The sequence below is a fragment of the Acidovorax sp. YS12 genome (assembly GCA_021496925.1).
Classification (GTDB): domain Bacteria; phylum Pseudomonadota; class Gammaproteobacteria; order Burkholderiales; family Burkholderiaceae_C; genus Paenacidovorax.
Genome location: CP053915.1, coordinates 2,858,475 through 2,874,080, shown reverse-complemented (window position 1 = coordinate 2,874,080; position 15,606 = coordinate 2,858,475). Strand labels below are relative to the sequence as shown.

13 protein-coding genes are annotated in these 15,606 nt (G+C 70.8%); 6 read left to right on the top strand and 7 right to left on the bottom strand.

The annotated features are described in order from the left end of the window. The first annotated feature begins 71 nt into the window (after positions 1–71). The 4 genes from YS110_13050 (at position 72) to YS110_13035 (ending at position 6,243) form a co-directional block, all read left to right on the top strand. Complete coding sequence (locus YS110_13050; protein ID UJB65610.1) at positions 72–2,792, top strand: leucine--tRNA ligase; 2,721 nt, start codon at positions 72–74, stop codon at positions 2,790–2,792. Continuing rightward, the gene (locus YS110_13045) at positions 2,793–3,305 is read left to right on the top strand and encodes a hypothetical protein (GenBank protein UJB65609.1); all 513 of its coding nucleotides are present in this window, start codon (positions 2,793–2,795) and stop codon (positions 3,303–3,305) included. It begins immediately after the preceding gene. A 54-nt stretch (positions 3,306–3,359) separates the two neighbouring features. After that, complete coding sequence (locus YS110_13040) at positions 3,360–4,412, top strand: DNA polymerase III subunit delta (GenBank protein ID UJB65608.1); 1,053 nt, start codon at positions 3,360–3,362, stop codon at positions 4,410–4,412. Positions 4,413–4,536: 124 nt separating this feature from the next. Beyond that, a complete protein-coding gene (locus tag YS110_13035) occupies positions 4,537–6,243 on the top strand; it encodes an MCP four helix bundle domain-containing protein (GenBank protein ID UJB65607.1) in 1,707 nt (568 codons plus the stop codon). Positions 6,244–7,074: 831 nt separating this feature from the next. On the opposite strand, the gene YS110_13030 is transcribed toward YS110_13035, so the two are convergent. Then, entirely contained in the window at positions 7,075–8,067 is a 993-nt protein-coding gene (locus tag YS110_13030) for a response regulator (GenBank protein ID UJB65606.1), read from the bottom strand. Then, complete coding sequence (locus YS110_13025; protein UJB65605.1) at positions 8,064–11,771, bottom strand: PAS domain S-box protein; 3,708 nt, start codon at positions 11,769–11,771, stop codon at positions 8,064–8,066. The genes YS110_13030 and YS110_13025 overlap by 4 nt, the downstream gene beginning before the upstream one ends. Positions 11,772–11,969: 198 nt before the next feature. Between YS110_13025 and YS110_13020 the strand changes: the two genes are divergently transcribed. Then, positions 11,970–12,236 carry a DUF2061 domain-containing protein gene (locus YS110_13020; GenBank protein UJB65604.1) on the top strand — a complete coding sequence of 89 codons (267 nt, stop codon included), beginning with the start codon at positions 11,970–11,972 and terminating at the stop codon, positions 12,234–12,236. A 66-nt stretch (positions 12,237–12,302) separates the two neighbouring features. On the opposite strand, the gene YS110_13015 is transcribed toward YS110_13020, so the two are convergent. Next, a complete protein-coding gene (locus YS110_13015) occupies positions 12,303–12,605 on the bottom strand; it encodes a flagellar basal body rod protein (protein UJB65603.1) in 303 nt (100 codons plus the stop codon). A 227-nt stretch (positions 12,606–12,832) separates the two neighbouring features. Here YS110_13015 and YS110_13010 point away from each other — a divergent pair, with 227 nt between their 5' ends. Next, a complete protein-coding gene (locus YS110_13010) occupies positions 12,833–13,156 on the top strand; it encodes a c-type cytochrome (protein ID UJB65602.1) in 324 nt (107 codons plus the stop codon). 14 nt (positions 13,157–13,170) lie between these two features. On the opposite strand, the gene YS110_13005 is transcribed toward YS110_13010, so the two are convergent. The 4 genes from YS110_13005 to YS110_12990 form a co-directional block, all read right to left on the bottom strand. Further along, entirely contained in the window at positions 13,171–14,451 is a 1,281-nt protein-coding gene (locus YS110_13005) for an FAD-dependent oxidoreductase (protein UJB65601.1), read from the bottom strand. Continuing rightward, the gene (locus tag YS110_13000; GenBank protein UJB65600.1) at positions 14,451–14,789 is read right to left on the bottom strand and encodes a c-type cytochrome; all 339 of its coding nucleotides are present in this window, start codon (positions 14,787–14,789) and stop codon (positions 14,451–14,453) included. Before YS110_13000 ends, YS110_13005 begins: the two co-directional genes overlap by 1 nt. Beyond that, positions 14,773–15,051, bottom strand: coding sequence for a pyrroloquinoline quinone biosynthesis peptide chaperone PqqD (gene pqqD, locus YS110_12995; GenBank protein UJB65599.1), 279 nt, complete (start codon positions 15,049–15,051; stop codon positions 14,773–14,775). Before pqqD ends, YS110_13000 begins: the two co-directional genes overlap by 17 nt. 89 nt (positions 15,052–15,140) lie before the next feature. After that, on the bottom strand, positions 15,141–15,605 hold the full coding sequence (locus YS110_12990) for a c-type cytochrome (protein ID UJB65598.1): 465 nt from the start codon (positions 15,603–15,605) through the stop codon (positions 15,141–15,143). Position 15,606: the final 1 nt, after the last annotated feature.

Here is a 15,606-nt window from a genome sequence, read left to right as displayed (position 1 = left end):
TTTCGCGGCCTGCCCGGGCACGCCGGATTCTTTCACACGTTCTGAGACTGCAACCCTTCCCACCAGTTCCCATGCAAGACAAATACAACCACACCGAGGTGGAGCGCGCCGCGCACGCCCACTGGGCCGCCACCGACGCCTACCGCGTGACCGAGGACGCGGGCAGGAAGAAGTTCTACGCCTGCTCCATGCTGCCCTACCCCAGCGGCAAGCTGCACATGGGCCACGTGCGCAACTACACCATCAACGACATGCTCACGCGCTACCTGCGCATGAACGGGTACAACGTCCTGATGCCCATGGGCTGGGACGCCTTCGGCCTGCCCGCCGAGAACGCCGCGCTGAAGAACAAGGTGCCGCCCGCGCAGTGGACCTACGACAACATCGCCTACATGAAGGGCCAGATGCAGGCCATGGGCCTGGCCATCGACTGGAGCCGCGAAGTCGCCACCTGCGACCCTGATTACTACCGCTGGAACCAGTGGCTGTTCCTGAAGATGCTGGAAAAGGGCATTGCCTACCGCAAGACCCAGGTGGTCAACTGGGACCCGGTGGACCAGACCGTGCTGGCCAACGAGCAGGTGATCGACGGCCGTGGCTGGCGCACCGGCGCGCTGGTGGAAAAGCGCGAGATCCCGGGCTACTACCTGAAGATCACCGACTACGCGCAGGAGTTGCTCGACCATGTGCAGATCGGCAACGACAAGGCCACGCTGACCGGCTGGCCCGACAAGGTGCGGCTGATGCAGGAGAACTGGATCGGCAAGAGCGCGGGCGTGCGCTTCGCCTTCACGCACGGCATCCAGGGCGCGGACGGCCAGCCGATCCAGGACGGCAGGATGTACGTCTTCACCACGCGCGCCGACACCATCATGGGCGTCACCTTCTGCGCCGTGGCGCCCGAGCACCCGCTGGCCGCGCATGCCGCGCAGGGCAACGCCCGGCTCGCCGCCTTCATCGAGGAATGCAAGAAGGGCGGCACCACCGAGGCCGAGCTGGCCGTCAAGGAAAAAGAGGGCATGCCCACGGGATTGCACGTCACGCACCCGCTCACCGGCGCGCAGGTCGAGGTGTGGGTGGGCAACTACGTGCTCATGAGCTATGGCGACGGCGCCGTGATGGGCGTGCCCGCGCACGATGAGCGCGACTTCGCCTTCGCCCGGAAATACGGCCTGCCGATCCGGCAGGTGGTGGCCGTGCAAGGCCAGGATTTCAGCACCGATGCCTGGCAGGAGTGGTACGGCGACAAGCAGAAGTGCGTGTGCGTCAACTCCGGTGAACTCGACGGCCTGCCCCACGCGCAGGCCGTGGACAAGGTGGCCGAACTGCTCGCCGCAAAACAGGTGAATGGTGTCGGCCTGGGCGAGAAGAAAACCACCTGGCGCCTGCGCGACTGGGGCGTGAGCCGCCAGCGCTACTGGGGCACGCCGATCCCCATCATCCACTGCGCCGACTGCGGCGCGCAGCCCGTGCCCGAGAAGGACCTGCCCGTGGTGCTGCCGCAGGACCTGGTGCCCGACGGCTCGGGCAACCCGCTGGTGAAAAGCGAAGCCTTCCACGCCGGCGTGGCCTGCCCCTGCTGCGGCAAACCCGCACGGCGCGAGACCGACACCATGGACACCTTCGTGGACAGCTCGTGGTACTTCATGCGCTATTGCGACCCGAAGAACCGCGAAGCCATGGTGGCCGAGGGCGCCGACTACTGGATGCCGATGGACCAGTACATCGGTGGCATCGAGCACGCCATCCTGCATCTGCTGTACGCGCGCTTCTGGACCAAGGTGATGCGCGACCTGGGGCTGGTGAAAGTGGACGAGCCCTTCACCAAGCTGCTCACCCAGGGCATGGTGCTGAACCACATCTACAGCCGCCGCACCGCCAAGGGCGGCAAGGACTACTTCTGGCCGCACGACGTGGAGCACATCCACGACGACGCGGGCAAGGTCGTCTCTGCCCGCCTGAAGAACCCGGCCGAGAGCGGCGACGGCCTGCTGCCGGTGGGCACGCCCATCGACTACGAGGGCGTGGGCACCATGTCCAAGTCGAAGAACAACGGTGTCGATCCGCAGCAGCTCATCGAGAAATACGGCGCCGATACCGCGCGCCTGTACACCATGTTCACCGCGCCGCCCGAGCTGACGCTGGAGTGGAACGACGCCGCCGTGGAAGGCAGCTACCGCTTCCTGCGCCGCGTGTGGAACTTCGCCGTCAAGCTCGCCGCCATCGACAAGGTCGCCGCCGACGCCAGCGTGGCCGGCTACACCAGTCTGAAGGACGTGCAGTTCGGCCCCGGTGCGCAGGCGCTGCGGCGCGAGATCCACACCGTGCTCAAGCAGGTGCAGTACGACTACCAGCGCATGCAGTACAACACCGTGGTCTCCGGCGCGATGAAGATGATCAACGCGCTGGAGGACTTCAAGGCGCACGGCGACGCGGGCGCGCCCGTGGCGCTGATCGAGGGCTTCGGCATCCTGCTGCGCGTGCTCTACCCGGCCACGCCGCACATCGCCCACGGGCTGTGGAGCCAGCTCGGCTACGCCAGCGTGCTGGGCGATTTGCTCGACGCGCCCTGGCCGCAGGTCGATCCGGCCGCGCTGGTGCAGGACGAGATCGAGCTGATGCTGCAGGTCAACGGCAAGCTGCGCGGTGCCATCCGCGTGCCCGCCGCCGCCGACAAGGCCGAGATCGAGCGCCTGGCCGTGGCCAGCGAGGCCTTCGAGAAATTCGCCGCAGGCGCCACGCCGAAGAAGGTGGTGGTGGTGCCCGGGCGCCTGGTCAACCTGGTGGTCTGAATGCAGCGGCGCGCCCTGCTTGCCCCCCTGGCTGCCGTTCCGCTGCTGGCGGCCTGCGGCTTTCGCCTGCGCGGCGCGCCCGAGTTCGCGTTCCGTTCGCTGTACATCGCCGCGCCGCCGTCCTCGCCGCTGGCGCGCGAGCTGGAGCGCACGCTGGCCAGCGCTGGTGGCGACCTCCAGGTGACGCGCGACGCCACGCGCCTGACGCGTTCCGAGGCCATCTTCGACCTGCTGTCCGAGCAGCACGAACGCGCGGTCGTGGCCTTCAACAGCACGGGCCAGGTGCGCGAGCTGCAGCTGCGCCTGCGCGTGAACTTCAAGCTGCGCACCCCGGCGGGCGAGGAGCTCATCGGCCCCACCGAACTGCTGCAGACGCGCGACGTGAGCTACAACGAAACCCAGGCCCTGGCCAAGGAGGCCGAGGAGGCGCTGCTGCTGCGCAACATGCAGACCGACATCGTGCAGCAGCTGCTGCGCCGCCTGGCGGTGGCACGTCCTGGCACGGCGCCTTGATTGCTACACCTTTGGTAGCTGCTGGCGCTTGATGGAAAAGGCTTGGAGGCCAATTTGGCGCATATCGCACTGAACCAGCTCGGCGCCCACCTGCAAAAGGGCCTGCGCCCGCTCTACGCCCTGCACGGCGACGAGGCCCTGCTGCAGCAGGAGGCGCTGGACGCCATCCGCGCTAGCGCGCGCGCGCAGGGCTACACCGAGCGCAGCAGCCACACCGTGGCCGGCGCGCACTTCGACTGGAGCGCCGTGCTCGCCGCGGGCGGCTCGCTCTCGCTGTTCGCCGACAAGCAGATCGTCGAGGTGCGCATCCCCTCGGGCAAGCCCGGCAAGGACGGCGCGGCGGCGCTGCAGCAGCTGGCCCAGGCGGCGCAGGGCAACGACAGCACGCTCACCCTGGTGATCCTGCCGCGCCTGGACAAGGCGGCCAAAACCAGCCCCTGGTTCGCCGCGCTCGACGCCCAGGGCGTGAGCGTGCAGATCGACCCCGTGGAGCGCGGCATGCTGCCCGCGTGGATCGCCCAGCGCCTGGCCGCGCAGGGCCAGCGCGTGGCGGCGGGCGAGGAGGGGCAGCGCACGCTGCAGTTCTTTGCCGACCGCGTGGAGGGCAACCTGCTCGCCGCGCACCAGGAAATCCAGAAGCTCGCGCTGCTGTACCCGCAGGGCGAACTGGCGTGGCGCCAGGTCGAATCCGCCGTGCTCAACGTGGCGCGCTACGACGTGTTCAAGCTCTCCGAGGCCGTGCTCGCGGGCCAGAGCGCGCGCGTGCAGCGCATGCTCGACGGCCTGCAGGCCGAAGGCACGGCCGAGGTGCTGGTGCACTGGACGCTGGCCGAGGACATCCGCGCCCTCAAGCGCGTGAAAGACGCCATGAACGCCGGCAAGCCCCTGCCCATGGCGCTGCGCGAAAACCGCGTGTGGGGCGCCAAGGAGCGCCTGTTCGAGCGCGTGCTGCCGCGCCTGCCCGACGCCGCCGCCGCGCGCCTGCTGCAGTCGGCGCACCAGGTGGACGGCATCGTCAAGGGCCTGAAGGTGCCCGACTGGCCGCAGGACGGCTGGCAGGCGCTGCAGCGCCTGGCGCTGCAGCTGGCGCGGGTGTGCCGGGCCTGAGGGCACGCGCCCGCCGGGGGGCGGGATTGTAAATAAATGTATAGGAAGCAATCGGCCCGTCATCCAGGTGACAGGAAGTGATAGCTTGTCTCCTCGCCAGGCCGGCTTTTCCAGGAGACACCCCATGAACCGCTTCCGTATTTCCACGCGCTTGACCATCTTGCTCGCCTTCCTGTGCCTGCTGCTGCTGGGCATAGGCGCGGCGGGCACCTTCGGCATGGGGCGCACCAGCGAGGGCATGCGCTCGGTGTACGAAGACCGGGTGGTGCCGCTGAAGCAGCTCAAGGCCGTGGCCGACGCCTACGCCGTCGGCGTGGTCGACGCGGCGCACAAGGTGCGCGACGGCGCCATGACGCCGCAGCAGGGCCGCCAGGCGCTGGCCCAGGGGCGCAAGGAGGCCGAGACCAACTGGTCGGCCTACCAGGCCACCGACCTGGTGGCGCGCGAGCGCCAGCTCAGCGAGCAGCTCAAGCCCCTGCTGCGCAAGGCCGACACGGCCGTCGGCCAGCTCGACACCCTGTTCAGCGCGGGCGACCTGGCGGCGCTGACGGCGTTTGCCGCGCGCGAGATGTACCCGGCCATCGACCCCCTGCAGGACGTGCTGGGGCAGCTCATCGAGGTGCAGCTCACCATGGCGCACAGCGCGTACGAGGAGGCCACGCAGACCTATGCCACCGTCCGCGCCCTGACCATCGGCGCCGTGGTGCTGGGCGTCCTGTTCGCCGTGCTGGTGGGCGGCGCCATGATCCGCCAGATCGCGCGCGACCTGGGCAACGCCGTGCAGATCACCGCCGCCGTGGCGCAGGGCGACCTCACGGCGCGCATCGAGGCGCGGGGGCACGACGAGATCACCCAGCTCCTGAACGGCCTGGAGGCCATGCGCGACAACCTGGCGCGCGTCGTCTCCGGCGTGCGCGGCAACGCCGAGGGCGTGGCGACCGCGAGCAGCGAGATCGCCTCGGGCAACCACGATCTCTCGAGCCGCACCGAGGAGCAGGCCAGCGCGCTGGAGGAAACGGCGGCGTCCATGGAACAGCTCAACGCCACGGTCAAGCAGAACGCCGACAACGCGCGCCAGGCCAACCAGCTCGCCATCAGCGCGTCGAGCGTGGCCAGCCAGGGCGGCGACGTGGTGGCCGAGGTGGTGGGCACGATGAAGGGCATCGACGAAAGCAGCCGCCGCATCGCCGACATCATCGGCGTGATCGACGGCATCGCCTTCCAGACCAACATCCTGGCGCTGAACGCCGCCGTCGAGGCCGCGCGTGCCGGCGAACAGGGCCGCGGCTTCGCCGTGGTGGCAGGCGAGGTGCGCCTGCTCGCGGGCCGCAGCGCCGAGGCGGCCAAGGAGATCAAGACCCTGATTTCCGACAGCGTGGCGCGCGTGGGCCAGGGCAGCGCCCTGGCCGACAAGGCCGGCACGACCATGACCGAGGTGGTCAGCGCCATCCGCCGCGTGACCGACATCATGGGCGAGATCAGTGCCGCCAGCAGCGAGCAGAGCGCGGGCGTCTCGCAGGTGGGCGAGGCCATCACGCAGATGGACCAGGTGACGCAGCAGAATGCCGCACTGGTCGAGGAAATGGCTGCGGCCGCCAGCAGCCTGAGCCACCAGTCGCAGGAGCTGGTGGAGGCCGTGTCGGTGTTCAAGCTGGCACAGCAGGGCAGCGCCGCCGCCGCGCCCCGGCCTGCGCCTCGGCCGGCACCGCGCCCGGCGGTGGCGGCGGCCAAGCCGGCGGCCAGCCGCGCGAAACCCGTGGCGCATGCGGCCAAGGCGCCTGCGCTGGCCGTTGCCACGGCGGCTGCGGGGGATGAGTGGGAGAGTTTTTGAGCTCTTTTTTATAGCTGGTGGCGCTTTCTGGGCTTGGCTTTGGTGCCGTTTTGGCGCTGGTTTGGGGTTTGCTTCCCGGGGCCGGGACTCGCCCCGGCGGGCGACTCCCTTTTCTTGCGCGTGCAAGAAAAGGAAGCAAAAGAAGCACGCCCCTGCTGCCCGTATCCCCTTCGCTGGCGCGAAGGGGCAGCCTGCGGTGCTCGGGTGTGGGGCGGTGCCGCGTAACTCACTGCGCGCCTGCGGCGCTGCGTTCAAACAGACGCGGCAAGTCAGATCACGAAGCGCGTGTGTCCTTCGGCACACGCGCCCGCCCCACGCCCTGCGCTCCTCGGTACGGCCAGAAGGGGGTTGACGCCCGACACGGGCCATCGCTGCGCTCGGCCCCCAACACGCAGGCGCTGCGCGCCGCGAAATCCAGGCCGAGCGCAGCGATGGCCCGTGTCGTCTCCACCCCCTTTCAGGCTGCGCCTGGGGCGAGGCGGTGGTGGGGTGGCATGCGCGAAGTCGCGCATGCTTCGTGAACTGACTCGCTGCGGCTGTTTGAGCGAAGCGCCGCAGGCGCGCAGCGAGTTCCGCAGCGCACCCCGCCAGCGTCTCGCCCCAGGTGTGCCCCGTAGCGCAGCGAAGGGGTCGCAGACTGCGGGGCGCGTTTCTTTGCCTCCTTTCTTGTCGCGCGACAAGAAAGGAGGTCGCCCGCCGGGGCGAGTCCCGGCCCCGGGAAGCAAACCCCAAACCAGCGCCAAAACGGAACCAAACCCAAGCCCAGAAAGCGCTAAAAGCTATCAAAGAAGAAGCAAAACCCCCCGTCCGCACCAGGCACGGGCCGCCCGCTCAATCCGCCCAGCGGCTGCGGATCTCCTGCAGCTCCGGCAGCAGCGGCGTGAAAAGGCGGGCCAGTTCCGGGTCGAAGTGCTGGCCGGCCTGCGCGCTGATGTGCGCCATTGCGTCCTCGGGCGCCCAGGCTTTCTTGTACGGGCGCACCGAGGTCAGCGCGTCGAACACGTCGGCCAGGGCGACGATGCGCGCTTCCAGCGGAATCTGCGCGCCCGCGAGGCCCGCGGGGTAGCCGCTGCCGTCCCATTTCTCGTGGTGCGCCAGCGCCACCGAGCGCGCCAGGCGCAGCACGCCCGAGGGGTGCTCGCCGATGATCTCGGCGCCGATCTCGGGGTGGCGGCGCATGGTGGCCCATTCCTGCGCGTCCAGCGGGCCGGGCTTTTGCAGCACGGCGTCGGGAATGCCGATCTTGCCCACGTCGTGCATGGGCGCGGCGTTGAGCAGGTCGTCGGCCCATTCTTCGCCGCAGCCCGCGGCCAGCGCCAGCCGGTGGGCGAAGTGGCTCATGCGAATGACGTGCATGCCGGTTTCGTTGTCCTTGTACTCGGCGGCGCGGCCCAGGCGCTGCACGATCTGCAGGCGCGTCTCGCGCAGCTCCTCGGTGCGCACCAGCGACAGGTGGGTGCGCACGCGCGCGCGCACCACGGGGGCGCTGACGGGCTTGGTGATGTAGTCCACGCCGCCGGCGTCGAAGCCGCGCGTCTCGTCGGCCGCGTCGGTGAGCGCGGTGACGAAGATCACCGGAATGGCGGCGGTGGCCGGGTCGGCCTTGAGCGCGGCGCACACGGCGTAGCCGTCCATGCCGGGCATCATCACGTCGAGCAGCACCAGGCGCGGCTGCTGCTGGCGTGCCAGCTGCAGCGCGCGCGTGCCATCGGTGGCGAACAGCAGGCGGTAGTCCTTGTCCAGTACGTGGCGCAGCACTTGCAGGTTGGTGGGTTCGTCGTCCACCACCAGCAGGTGGGGACGGGCGTCTTCGGGCGGTGTCATGGGGCGGGTTCCTGCAGGCGGGCGCGCAGCGGCTGCAACTGCTCGGCGGCGCCCTCCAGGTCGAAATGGTCCAGGGCGTGGTGCAGCGGCGCGAGCGCGTCGGCCGGCAGCAGCGTGGCCAGGGCGGCCAGCGCCGCGTCGGGCAGCTCGCCGCGCCGCAGGGCCTGCTGCGCCTGGCCGATGGCGGCCAGGGCCTGGGCGGTGCGTGCCGCGTCCAGCAGGGGTGCGGCGGCGGGGGGCGCCGCTGTGTCCGCCTCGGGCGGCAGGGCGTGCAGCAGGGCTTCCCAGGCGGCTGGCAGGGCCGCCATGGCCTGGCCGATGGCGGCGGCATCGGCCGCGCGCGCGGCGGCTTCCACGCTGCCCAGCAGCGCTTGCAGCGGGCCCAGGGCCAGGTTGGCGGCGGCGCCGCGCAGGCGGTGGGCCTGGGCTTCGAGGGCGCTGGCGCCGCTGCTGGCCAGCAGGGCCTGCAGCTGCGCGGGCAGGTGCGGGTGGCCGCGCACGAAGCGGCCCAGGGCTTCGCGCAGCGCCGGTTCCGAGCCCCATTGGTGGCGCCCTTGCGTCCAGTCGATGGGGCCGGCGCCGGTGCCGGTGGTCCCTCTTTCGGGTGTTCCGGGCGTGCCGGGCAGGGAGGCGGGAGGGCTGGCGTGCAGGCCGAGCACGCGCGCGATTTCGGCGAACAGGCGCGGGCGGTCCAGCGGCTTGTGGGCGAAGCCATCCATGCCGGCCGCCAGCGCCATGCCCTGGTCCTCCTCCAGCACGCTGGCCGAGAGCGCGATGATGGGCAGGCGCGGCAGGCCCTGCGCCTGCTCGCGCTGGCGGATGCGGCGCGCGGCTTCGATGCCGTCGATGCCGGGCATCTGCAGGTCCATCAGCACCAGGTCGAAGCGCTGGCGTGCGCAGCAGTCGAGCGCCTCCTGGCCATTGCCCGCGAGCGTGACGCTGTGCCCGCCGCGCGCCAGGGCGATCTGCAGCAGCTCCAGGTTGGCGGGCACGTCGTCCACCGCCAGGATGCGCAGCGGCGGCAGTGCCAGCTCGGCGGGCCGGGCGTGCCCCGGGGTGGCCTGGCCCAGCGGCAGCGGCAGGCGCACGCTGAATACCGATCCTTCGCCCGGCTGGCTGCGCACGCTGATCCCGCCGTGCATGAGCTGTACCAGCTGGTGCGCGATGGTGGTGCCCAGGCCGGTGCCGCCGAAGCGGCGCGCGGTGGAGGCGTCGGCCTGCGCGAAGGGGTCGAAGATGCGTTCGAGCTGCGCGGCGCTCATGCCGATGCCGGTGTCTTCCACATCCACGCGCAGTTCGCCCGCCTGGTAGCGCACGCGCAGCAGCACCTGGCCGCTTTCGGTGAACTTGACGGCGTTGCCCAGCAGGTTCAGCAGCACCTGCTGCAGGCGCAGCGCGTCGCCGCGCAGGTAGTCGGGCTCGCTCTCGGGGTAGTCGAGCACCAGGGGCAGGCCCTTGCGCGCGGCGCCGATGCGCAGGGTGTCGAGCATCTGCTGGCACAGCTGGCGCAGGCTGAAGTCGAGGACTTCCAGCACCACGGCGCCCTTGTCGAGCTTGGCGGTGTCCAGGATGTCGTTGAGCAGGTGCAGCAGCGAGCGCGCGGCGTGCTGCACGGTGCCGAGCTGGCGCCGCTGGGTGGCGTCCAGGGGCGAGTCGAGCAGCGCCTCGGTGAAGCCGAGGATGGCGTTCATGGGCGTGCGGATCTCGTGGCTCATGTTGGCCAGGAAGCTGGCGCGCGCGGCGGCGGCGGCTTCGGCGCGCTCCTTGGCGGCGCGCAGGTCCTGCTCCATGGCGCGGCGCTGGGACAGGTCGGTGACCAGCTGGATGACCTTGCAGACCTTGCCGTCGGCGTCGAGGATGGGGTTGTAGGTCGAGTGCACCCACACCTCGCGCCCGCCCTTGCCCAGGCGCTGGTATTCGCCCGTCTGGAATTCGCCCCGTGCCAGGCGCTGCCAGAAGGCGTCGCGCTGCGCGGCGGTCTTGGGCGGGCAGAACAGGGCGTGCGGCTGGCCGATGGCTTCCTCGAAGCTGTAGCCCATGAGGGCGAGGAAGTTGGCGTTGGCATCGAGCAGGTGGCCGTGCAGGTCGAATTCGGCCACGGCCTCGGAGCGGTTCAGCGCCTGCACCGTGCCAACGAACTGGGCGGTGTGCTCCTTGGTGGCGGTGATGTCCAGGATCACGCCGTCGATCCAGCGCACCGCGCCCTGCTCGTCGGCGGCGCCGCGCCCGTATTCCGACATCCAGCGCCGCCGGCCCTCGCGCGTGGTGATGCGGTACTCCACGTGGTAGGCCTGGCCCTGGCGCAGGGCGAAGTCCACGTCGAGCGCGATGTGCTTGGCGTCGCCCGGATCGATGAGCCGGCTGAAATGCACCCGGCCCTGCAGGAAGTCGTCGGCGCTCCAGCCGGTGAGCGGCAGCACGGCATCGCTGATGAACTCCATGGGCCAGTCGCCCTCGTTGCGGCAGCGGAAGGCCACGCCGGGGATGTTGCCCACCAGGGTACGCAGCTGTTCCTCGCGGCGGCGCAGCGCGCATTCCATGGCGCGGCGCGCGCTGATGTCGGTGATGAAGCCCACGAACAGCGCCTCGCCCGGCAGCGCCACGCGGCCCACGGCCAGGCGGATGGGCAGCAGGCTGCCGTCCTTGCGCAGGGCCTCGACCTCGCGTCCCCGGCCGATGATGCTGGAGCGCCCAGTGGCCAGGTGCGTGGACAGGTAGCCGTCGTGCGCCGACTGGTGCGGCTCGGGCATGAGCATGCTGACGTTGCGCCCGATCACTTCCTCGGCGCGCCAGCCCAGCAGGCGCTCGGCCGCCCCGTTGAACGACTGCACGATGCCGCGGCCGTTGATGGTGATGATGCCGTCCACCGCCGTGTCGGTGATGGCGCGCAGGCGCGACTCGCTGCGCCGCGTCTGCCACAGCATCTGCCGGTAGCGCAGGTTGGCGTTGGCGGCCACGACCACCAGCCCCAGGGCCACGGCGACCACCGCGATGGCCAGCGACAGCGAGGTCTGCACCGGCACCGTGTAGGTGATGCGCTGCAGCCGCTCGATGGGCTCGACGAAGCGCAGCGCCGCCATGCCCGTGTAGTGCATGCCGGCGATGGCCAGGCCCATCACGCAGCCCGCCAGCGCCGTCACCCAGCCTTGCGGCGCCCGCCAGTGCCGCTGCAGGCCGAAGCGCACCCACAGCGCCAGGATGGCCAGCAGCACCGCCACGGCGATGGACAGGGCGAAGCCGCGCGCGTCGTAGCGCATCAGCGGCGCCAGCTCCGACGCCGCCATGCCGATGTAGTGCATGGCGCCGATGCCCGCGCCCACGAGCAGGCCGCTGCCGGCCAGCGCGCCGGGGCCCACGCGCTCGCGCACCAGCAGGTGCAGCGCCACCCAGGAGGCGCCCAGCGCCGGCAGCACGGACAGCAGGGTCACCCAGGGGTCGAAGCGCGCCTGGCCGCACACGGCGAAGGCCAGCATGCCGATGTAGTGCATGGTCCAGACGCCGCAGCCCAGCGCCAGCGCCCCGGACAGCAGCGCCATCTGGCGCGTGCGGCGGTGCGCCATGTCCCGGGCCTGCCCGGCCAGGTGCAGCGCCACGGCCGAGGCGCCCATGGACACCAGCAGCGACAGTGCCACCAGCCAGGGGTTGTGCTGCTGCCACAGCAGTGGGTCGGGCCGCAGGCCGCTGACGAAAAAAAGCTCGAACATGGAAAAAAAGACATGCCTCTCTGTGCGCAAGGGCCCGAGTGTGCCAGTACGTGTGCCCGCATGTGGCCGCACTTCCGCTCGCAGGTGCGCACCAGCACCTTGCCGCCGGGCGCGCTATGCCCGGCTTAGCGAGGATCAATTGGCGTCGTCAAATGAGAATGAATAACATTCATTCCAGACTATCGCCAGGAGCCCGCCATGTCCCGACTTCGCGCCACCGCACGCCAGAACCTGCCCACGCTGATGAAGACCGGCAGCTACTACCTCATCCACATCTGCGTCGCAGCCCTGGTGGCCTACGCCGTCACGGGCAACCTGATCGCCTCGCTGACGCTGAGCCTGCTCGAACCCACGGTGCAGGCCGTGGCCTTCTTCTTCCATGAAAAGGCGTGGGAGCGCGCCGCGCGCCGCCGCCAGGCGGCCGCCACGGCCGCCGTGCCTGCCGTGAGGAGCGCGCCATGCTGACATTCCAGGAATGGCTGCTGGAGCGGCTGGCTGGCTGGGCGCAGTGCCCGTGAGGGATGGCGCCGGTCAGGCGCGCACGTCGAGCAGCGAACCGGTCATTTCCCTGGCCGTGCGCAGCACCAGCACATTGGCCTTGAAGGCGTAGGACGCGGCCATCTGCTCCACCACGTCCTGCTCCAGCGCGGCGCCGGGCGCGGGCATGCGGGTGGTTTGCGCCTGCACGCCGCCCAGGTCCGGCGCGGCCTGCTGTGCCACGGCCTGGCGGCGAAAGCCCGGCGTGTTCATGTTGGCGACGTTGTGCGCGCTGCTGTCCAGCCGCAGTTGCGCGGCCTGCAGGCCGGAGGATGCGATGGCGAAGGCGGAGGACATGGCGCCCATGGTAGCGGCTTTGGCGTGCTGGCGCCAATGCCGTTGGTGCCACCGGCTGTGGCAGGGACTGCTTCGTTTCTGAACACTGCCGGGGCTGCCTGCTACGGATGGGCGCAGCGCCGGTCCTGCGGGCGGGGCAGGGCGGGGCTGGACAGGGGAAAAAGGGCTGGCATGGATGTTGCCCTATCGCAGCACCTCTGTCTTTTCACCCTGACCCTTCCTCCGTCATGCGCAACATCCTCCTCCTCGCTTCCCTGTGGGCCGCCGCCGCCGCGGCCCAGGCCTCCACCGATCTGGGCGCCGCCGCAGAAATCGTCAAGGCCAATGGCTGCTACAGCTGCCACTCCGTTTCGGAAAAAATCGTCGGTCCCGCGTTCAGTTCGGTGGCCGAGAAATACGCCGGCGACAAGGACGCCGTGGCCACGCTGGCGCAGTCCATCCAGATGGGCTCCAAGGGCAAGTGGGGGCGCGCCGCCATGCCCGCGCACTCCAGCCTCAGCGCGCAGGAACTCAAGCTGCTGGCCAGCTGGGTGCTCAGCGCCAAGCCATGAACACGTTCTGAGGGTCAGCGGCCCCAGATGTCCTGGCTGATCGCGGCGTACCAGGCCGCGCCGTGGCGCGCCTCGGCGGCGCGGTGCGCGGGCGGGGCATCCAGCGGGCTCACGCCCACGCTGTGCGGCAGATCGGCGATGCGCCCCTGCTGCGCGCGGTACACCCCCGCCACCGAGATGCCGTAGCCCGGCGCCAGCAGGCTGTAGCAGGTGTTGGCATACCAGGCCGTGGGCGCGGCCCGGCCCGTCAGCGCGGCGGCGATGGCCGCGGCCACCACCTTGCCCTGGTTGTTGGCGGCGAAGCCGGACTTCGGGATCGGCCCGGCCAGCGCCGCGTCGCCCAGCACGTGGACGCCGGGCACCTGCCGCGACGCGAAGTCTTCGCCGTACACGGGGGCCCAGCCGCTGGCGTCCACCACGCCAGCGCGCGCGGCGATGAAGCCCGCCTTCTGCGGCGGGATGACGTTGAGCACGTCGGCGCGGTGGCGTTCGCCAAAGAGGGTCTCCACCTCCAGCGCCTGCGCGTCCACGCGCACCACCTGGCCGTCGCGGGCCAGGCTGACCCACTCGACCATGCCGCCGTACAGGGACTGCCAGCCCTGCAGGAACAGCTCCTTCTTCGAGAAATTGTTCTTCGCGTCCAGCAGCAGCACCTTGCTGCGCGGCTTGTGCCGGCGCAGGTAGTGCGCGACCAGGCTGGCGCGTTCGTAGGGCCCTGGCGGGCAGCGGAACGGGTTGTCGGGAATGGCCATCACGAACACGCCGCCGTCGGGCATGGCCTGCAATTGGCGGCGCAGCAGCCGGGTTTGCGGGCCCGCCTTCCAGGCATGGGGGGCGTGCGCGGCGGCGGCTTCGCCGTAGCCTTCGAGCGCGTCCCAGCGCATGTCCACGCCGGGCGAGAGCACCAGGCGGTCCCAGCGCAGTGTCTGGCCCGTGTGCAGGCGCAGCGTGCGCGCGGCGGCGTCCACGCCGTCGGCCTGCGCGTGGATGACGTGCACGCCCGCCGCGCGCAGGCCGCCGTAGCCGTGGACGATGCTGTCCCAGCCGCGCAGCCCCGCCAGGTAGTGGTTGGAGAACGGGCAGGTGGCGAAGCGCCGCGCGGGCTCGACCAGCGTGACCTGGACCTGCGGCGCCCAGGTGCGCAGGTAGCGCGCCACCGTGGCGCCGCCAAAGCCGCCGCCGACCACCACCACGCGCGCGCTGGCGGCCTGTGCGCGCACGAGCGCGGGGGTGAGCGCGGTGGCCGCCAGCCCGGCGGCGCCGAGCAGGAACTGGCGGCGGGGCAGCGGCGCCATCACGGCTTCGCGTCCTGCGGGCGTGCGAACCACTGGGCCAGGGCCTGCATCTGGGCTGTGTCATAGCCCTGCATCAGCAGCGGCATGACCGTGGCGCCGGCGGCCGGCCCGGACTGGAAGGCCTGCATGCGCGCCAGCAGGAAGGCACTGCCGCGCCCGCGCAGGCCGGGAATGCTGCCCGCGCCGCGCCCGCCCGGGCCATGGCAGGTGACGCAGGCGGCGGCCAGCAGCGCCGTGTCCTGCGCGCTCACGGGGGGCAAGGTCTGGGCGGCGCCGGGCTGCAGCCACAGCAGGGCGCAGGCGGCGAGCCAGCGCGGGCCGTCAGTCGAGCCAGCCACGGCGCGTGCCCTCGGCGATCAGCGCGCGCACCTGGGGGGCGATGCCCTGGGTGTCGAACAGCGCTTCGAGTTCGCTGACGATGTCGGCCACGGTGTGGCGCCCGTCGCAGCGGCGCAGGATCTCGGCGGCGCTGTCGTTGAGCTGCACGGTGCCTTCGGGGTCGCGCAGCACCCAGCGCGTTTGCGCACTCTCGTACTGCAGGCGCAGGCGGCGCGAGAGGTGGGGCAGCGCGGGCGCGTGCAGGGCGGCGTCGAAGTTCATGGCGGGCCTCCCCGGTGGTGTCCCGCCGGTGCCGATGCTTTATTTTTTATAGCTGCTGGCGCTTGCTGCATAAGGGTTTGGTGTGGTTTTTACTTCAAAGGCACGGTTTCCACGTAGCTGCGCAGCGCCCAGGCCAGCTCCGGGCCGACCACGCCCTCCCAGGGCGGCATGTGGACGATGCCGAACTTCTGCTTGCCGTAGCGCACCGATTTGATGAAGAACGCATCGGCATCGCCCAGGCAGCGCTGGCGCAGGGCGTCGTCCGCAATGCGCTTGCAGCGCGTGCCCAGGCGCCGCAGGTCCGGCGCAGGAGAGCGCGCGCCGTTGGCGTTCTCGCCATGGCACTTGGCGCAGCTCTGGTTGAAGGCGGCCTGCCCGATGGCGATGGCCTGCGCGTCGCCGCGCAGGGGGTTGGGCTCGGCCCAGGTGCGGGCCTGCGCGGGCAGCGCCGAGGTATCGACCTGCGGGGCGACGCGCTCGATGGCCTGTGCGTTCAGAGCCAGGCCCATGCCGAGCAGCCACGCGGCGGGTGTCAGGAAAGCGGGGAGGGGCATG

Coding starts and splice junctions, on each gene's coding strand:
- YS110_13050 (UJB65610.1), top strand. CDS start 72: ATGCAAGACAAATACAACCACACCGAGGTGGAGCGCGCCGCGCACGCC.
- YS110_13045 (UJB65609.1), top strand. CDS start 2,793: ATGCAGCGGCGCGCCCTGCTTGCCCCCCTGGCTGCCGTTCCGCTGCTG.
- YS110_13035 (UJB65607.1), top strand. CDS start 4,537: ATGAACCGCTTCCGTATTTCCACGCGCTTGACCATCTTGCTCGCCTTC.
- YS110_13030 (UJB65606.1), bottom strand. CDS start 8,067: ATGACACCGCCCGAAGACGCCCGTCCCCACCTGCTGGTGGTGGACGAC.
- YS110_13025 (UJB65605.1), bottom strand. CDS start 11,771: ATGTTCGAGCTTTTTTTCGTCAGCGGCCTGCGGCCCGACCCACTGCTG.
- YS110_13020 (UJB65604.1), top strand. CDS start 11,970: ATGTCCCGACTTCGCGCCACCGCACGCCAGAACCTGCCCACGCTGATG.
- YS110_13015 (UJB65603.1), bottom strand. CDS start 12,605: ATGTCCTCCGCCTTCGCCATCGCATCCTCCGGCCTGCAGGCCGCGCAA.
- YS110_13010 (UJB65602.1), top strand. CDS start 12,833: ATGCGCAACATCCTCCTCCTCGCTTCCCTGTGGGCCGCCGCCGCCGCG.
- YS110_13005 (UJB65601.1), bottom strand. CDS start 14,451: ATGGCGCCGCTGCCCCGCCGCCAGTTCCTGCTCGGCGCCGCCGGGCTG.
- pqqD (UJB65599.1), bottom strand. CDS start 15,051: ATGAACTTCGACGCCGCCCTGCACGCGCCCGCGCTGCCCCACCTCTCG.
- YS110_12990 (UJB65598.1), bottom strand. CDS start 15,605: ATGCCCCTCCCCGCTTTCCTGACACCCGCCGCGTGGCTGCTCGGCATG.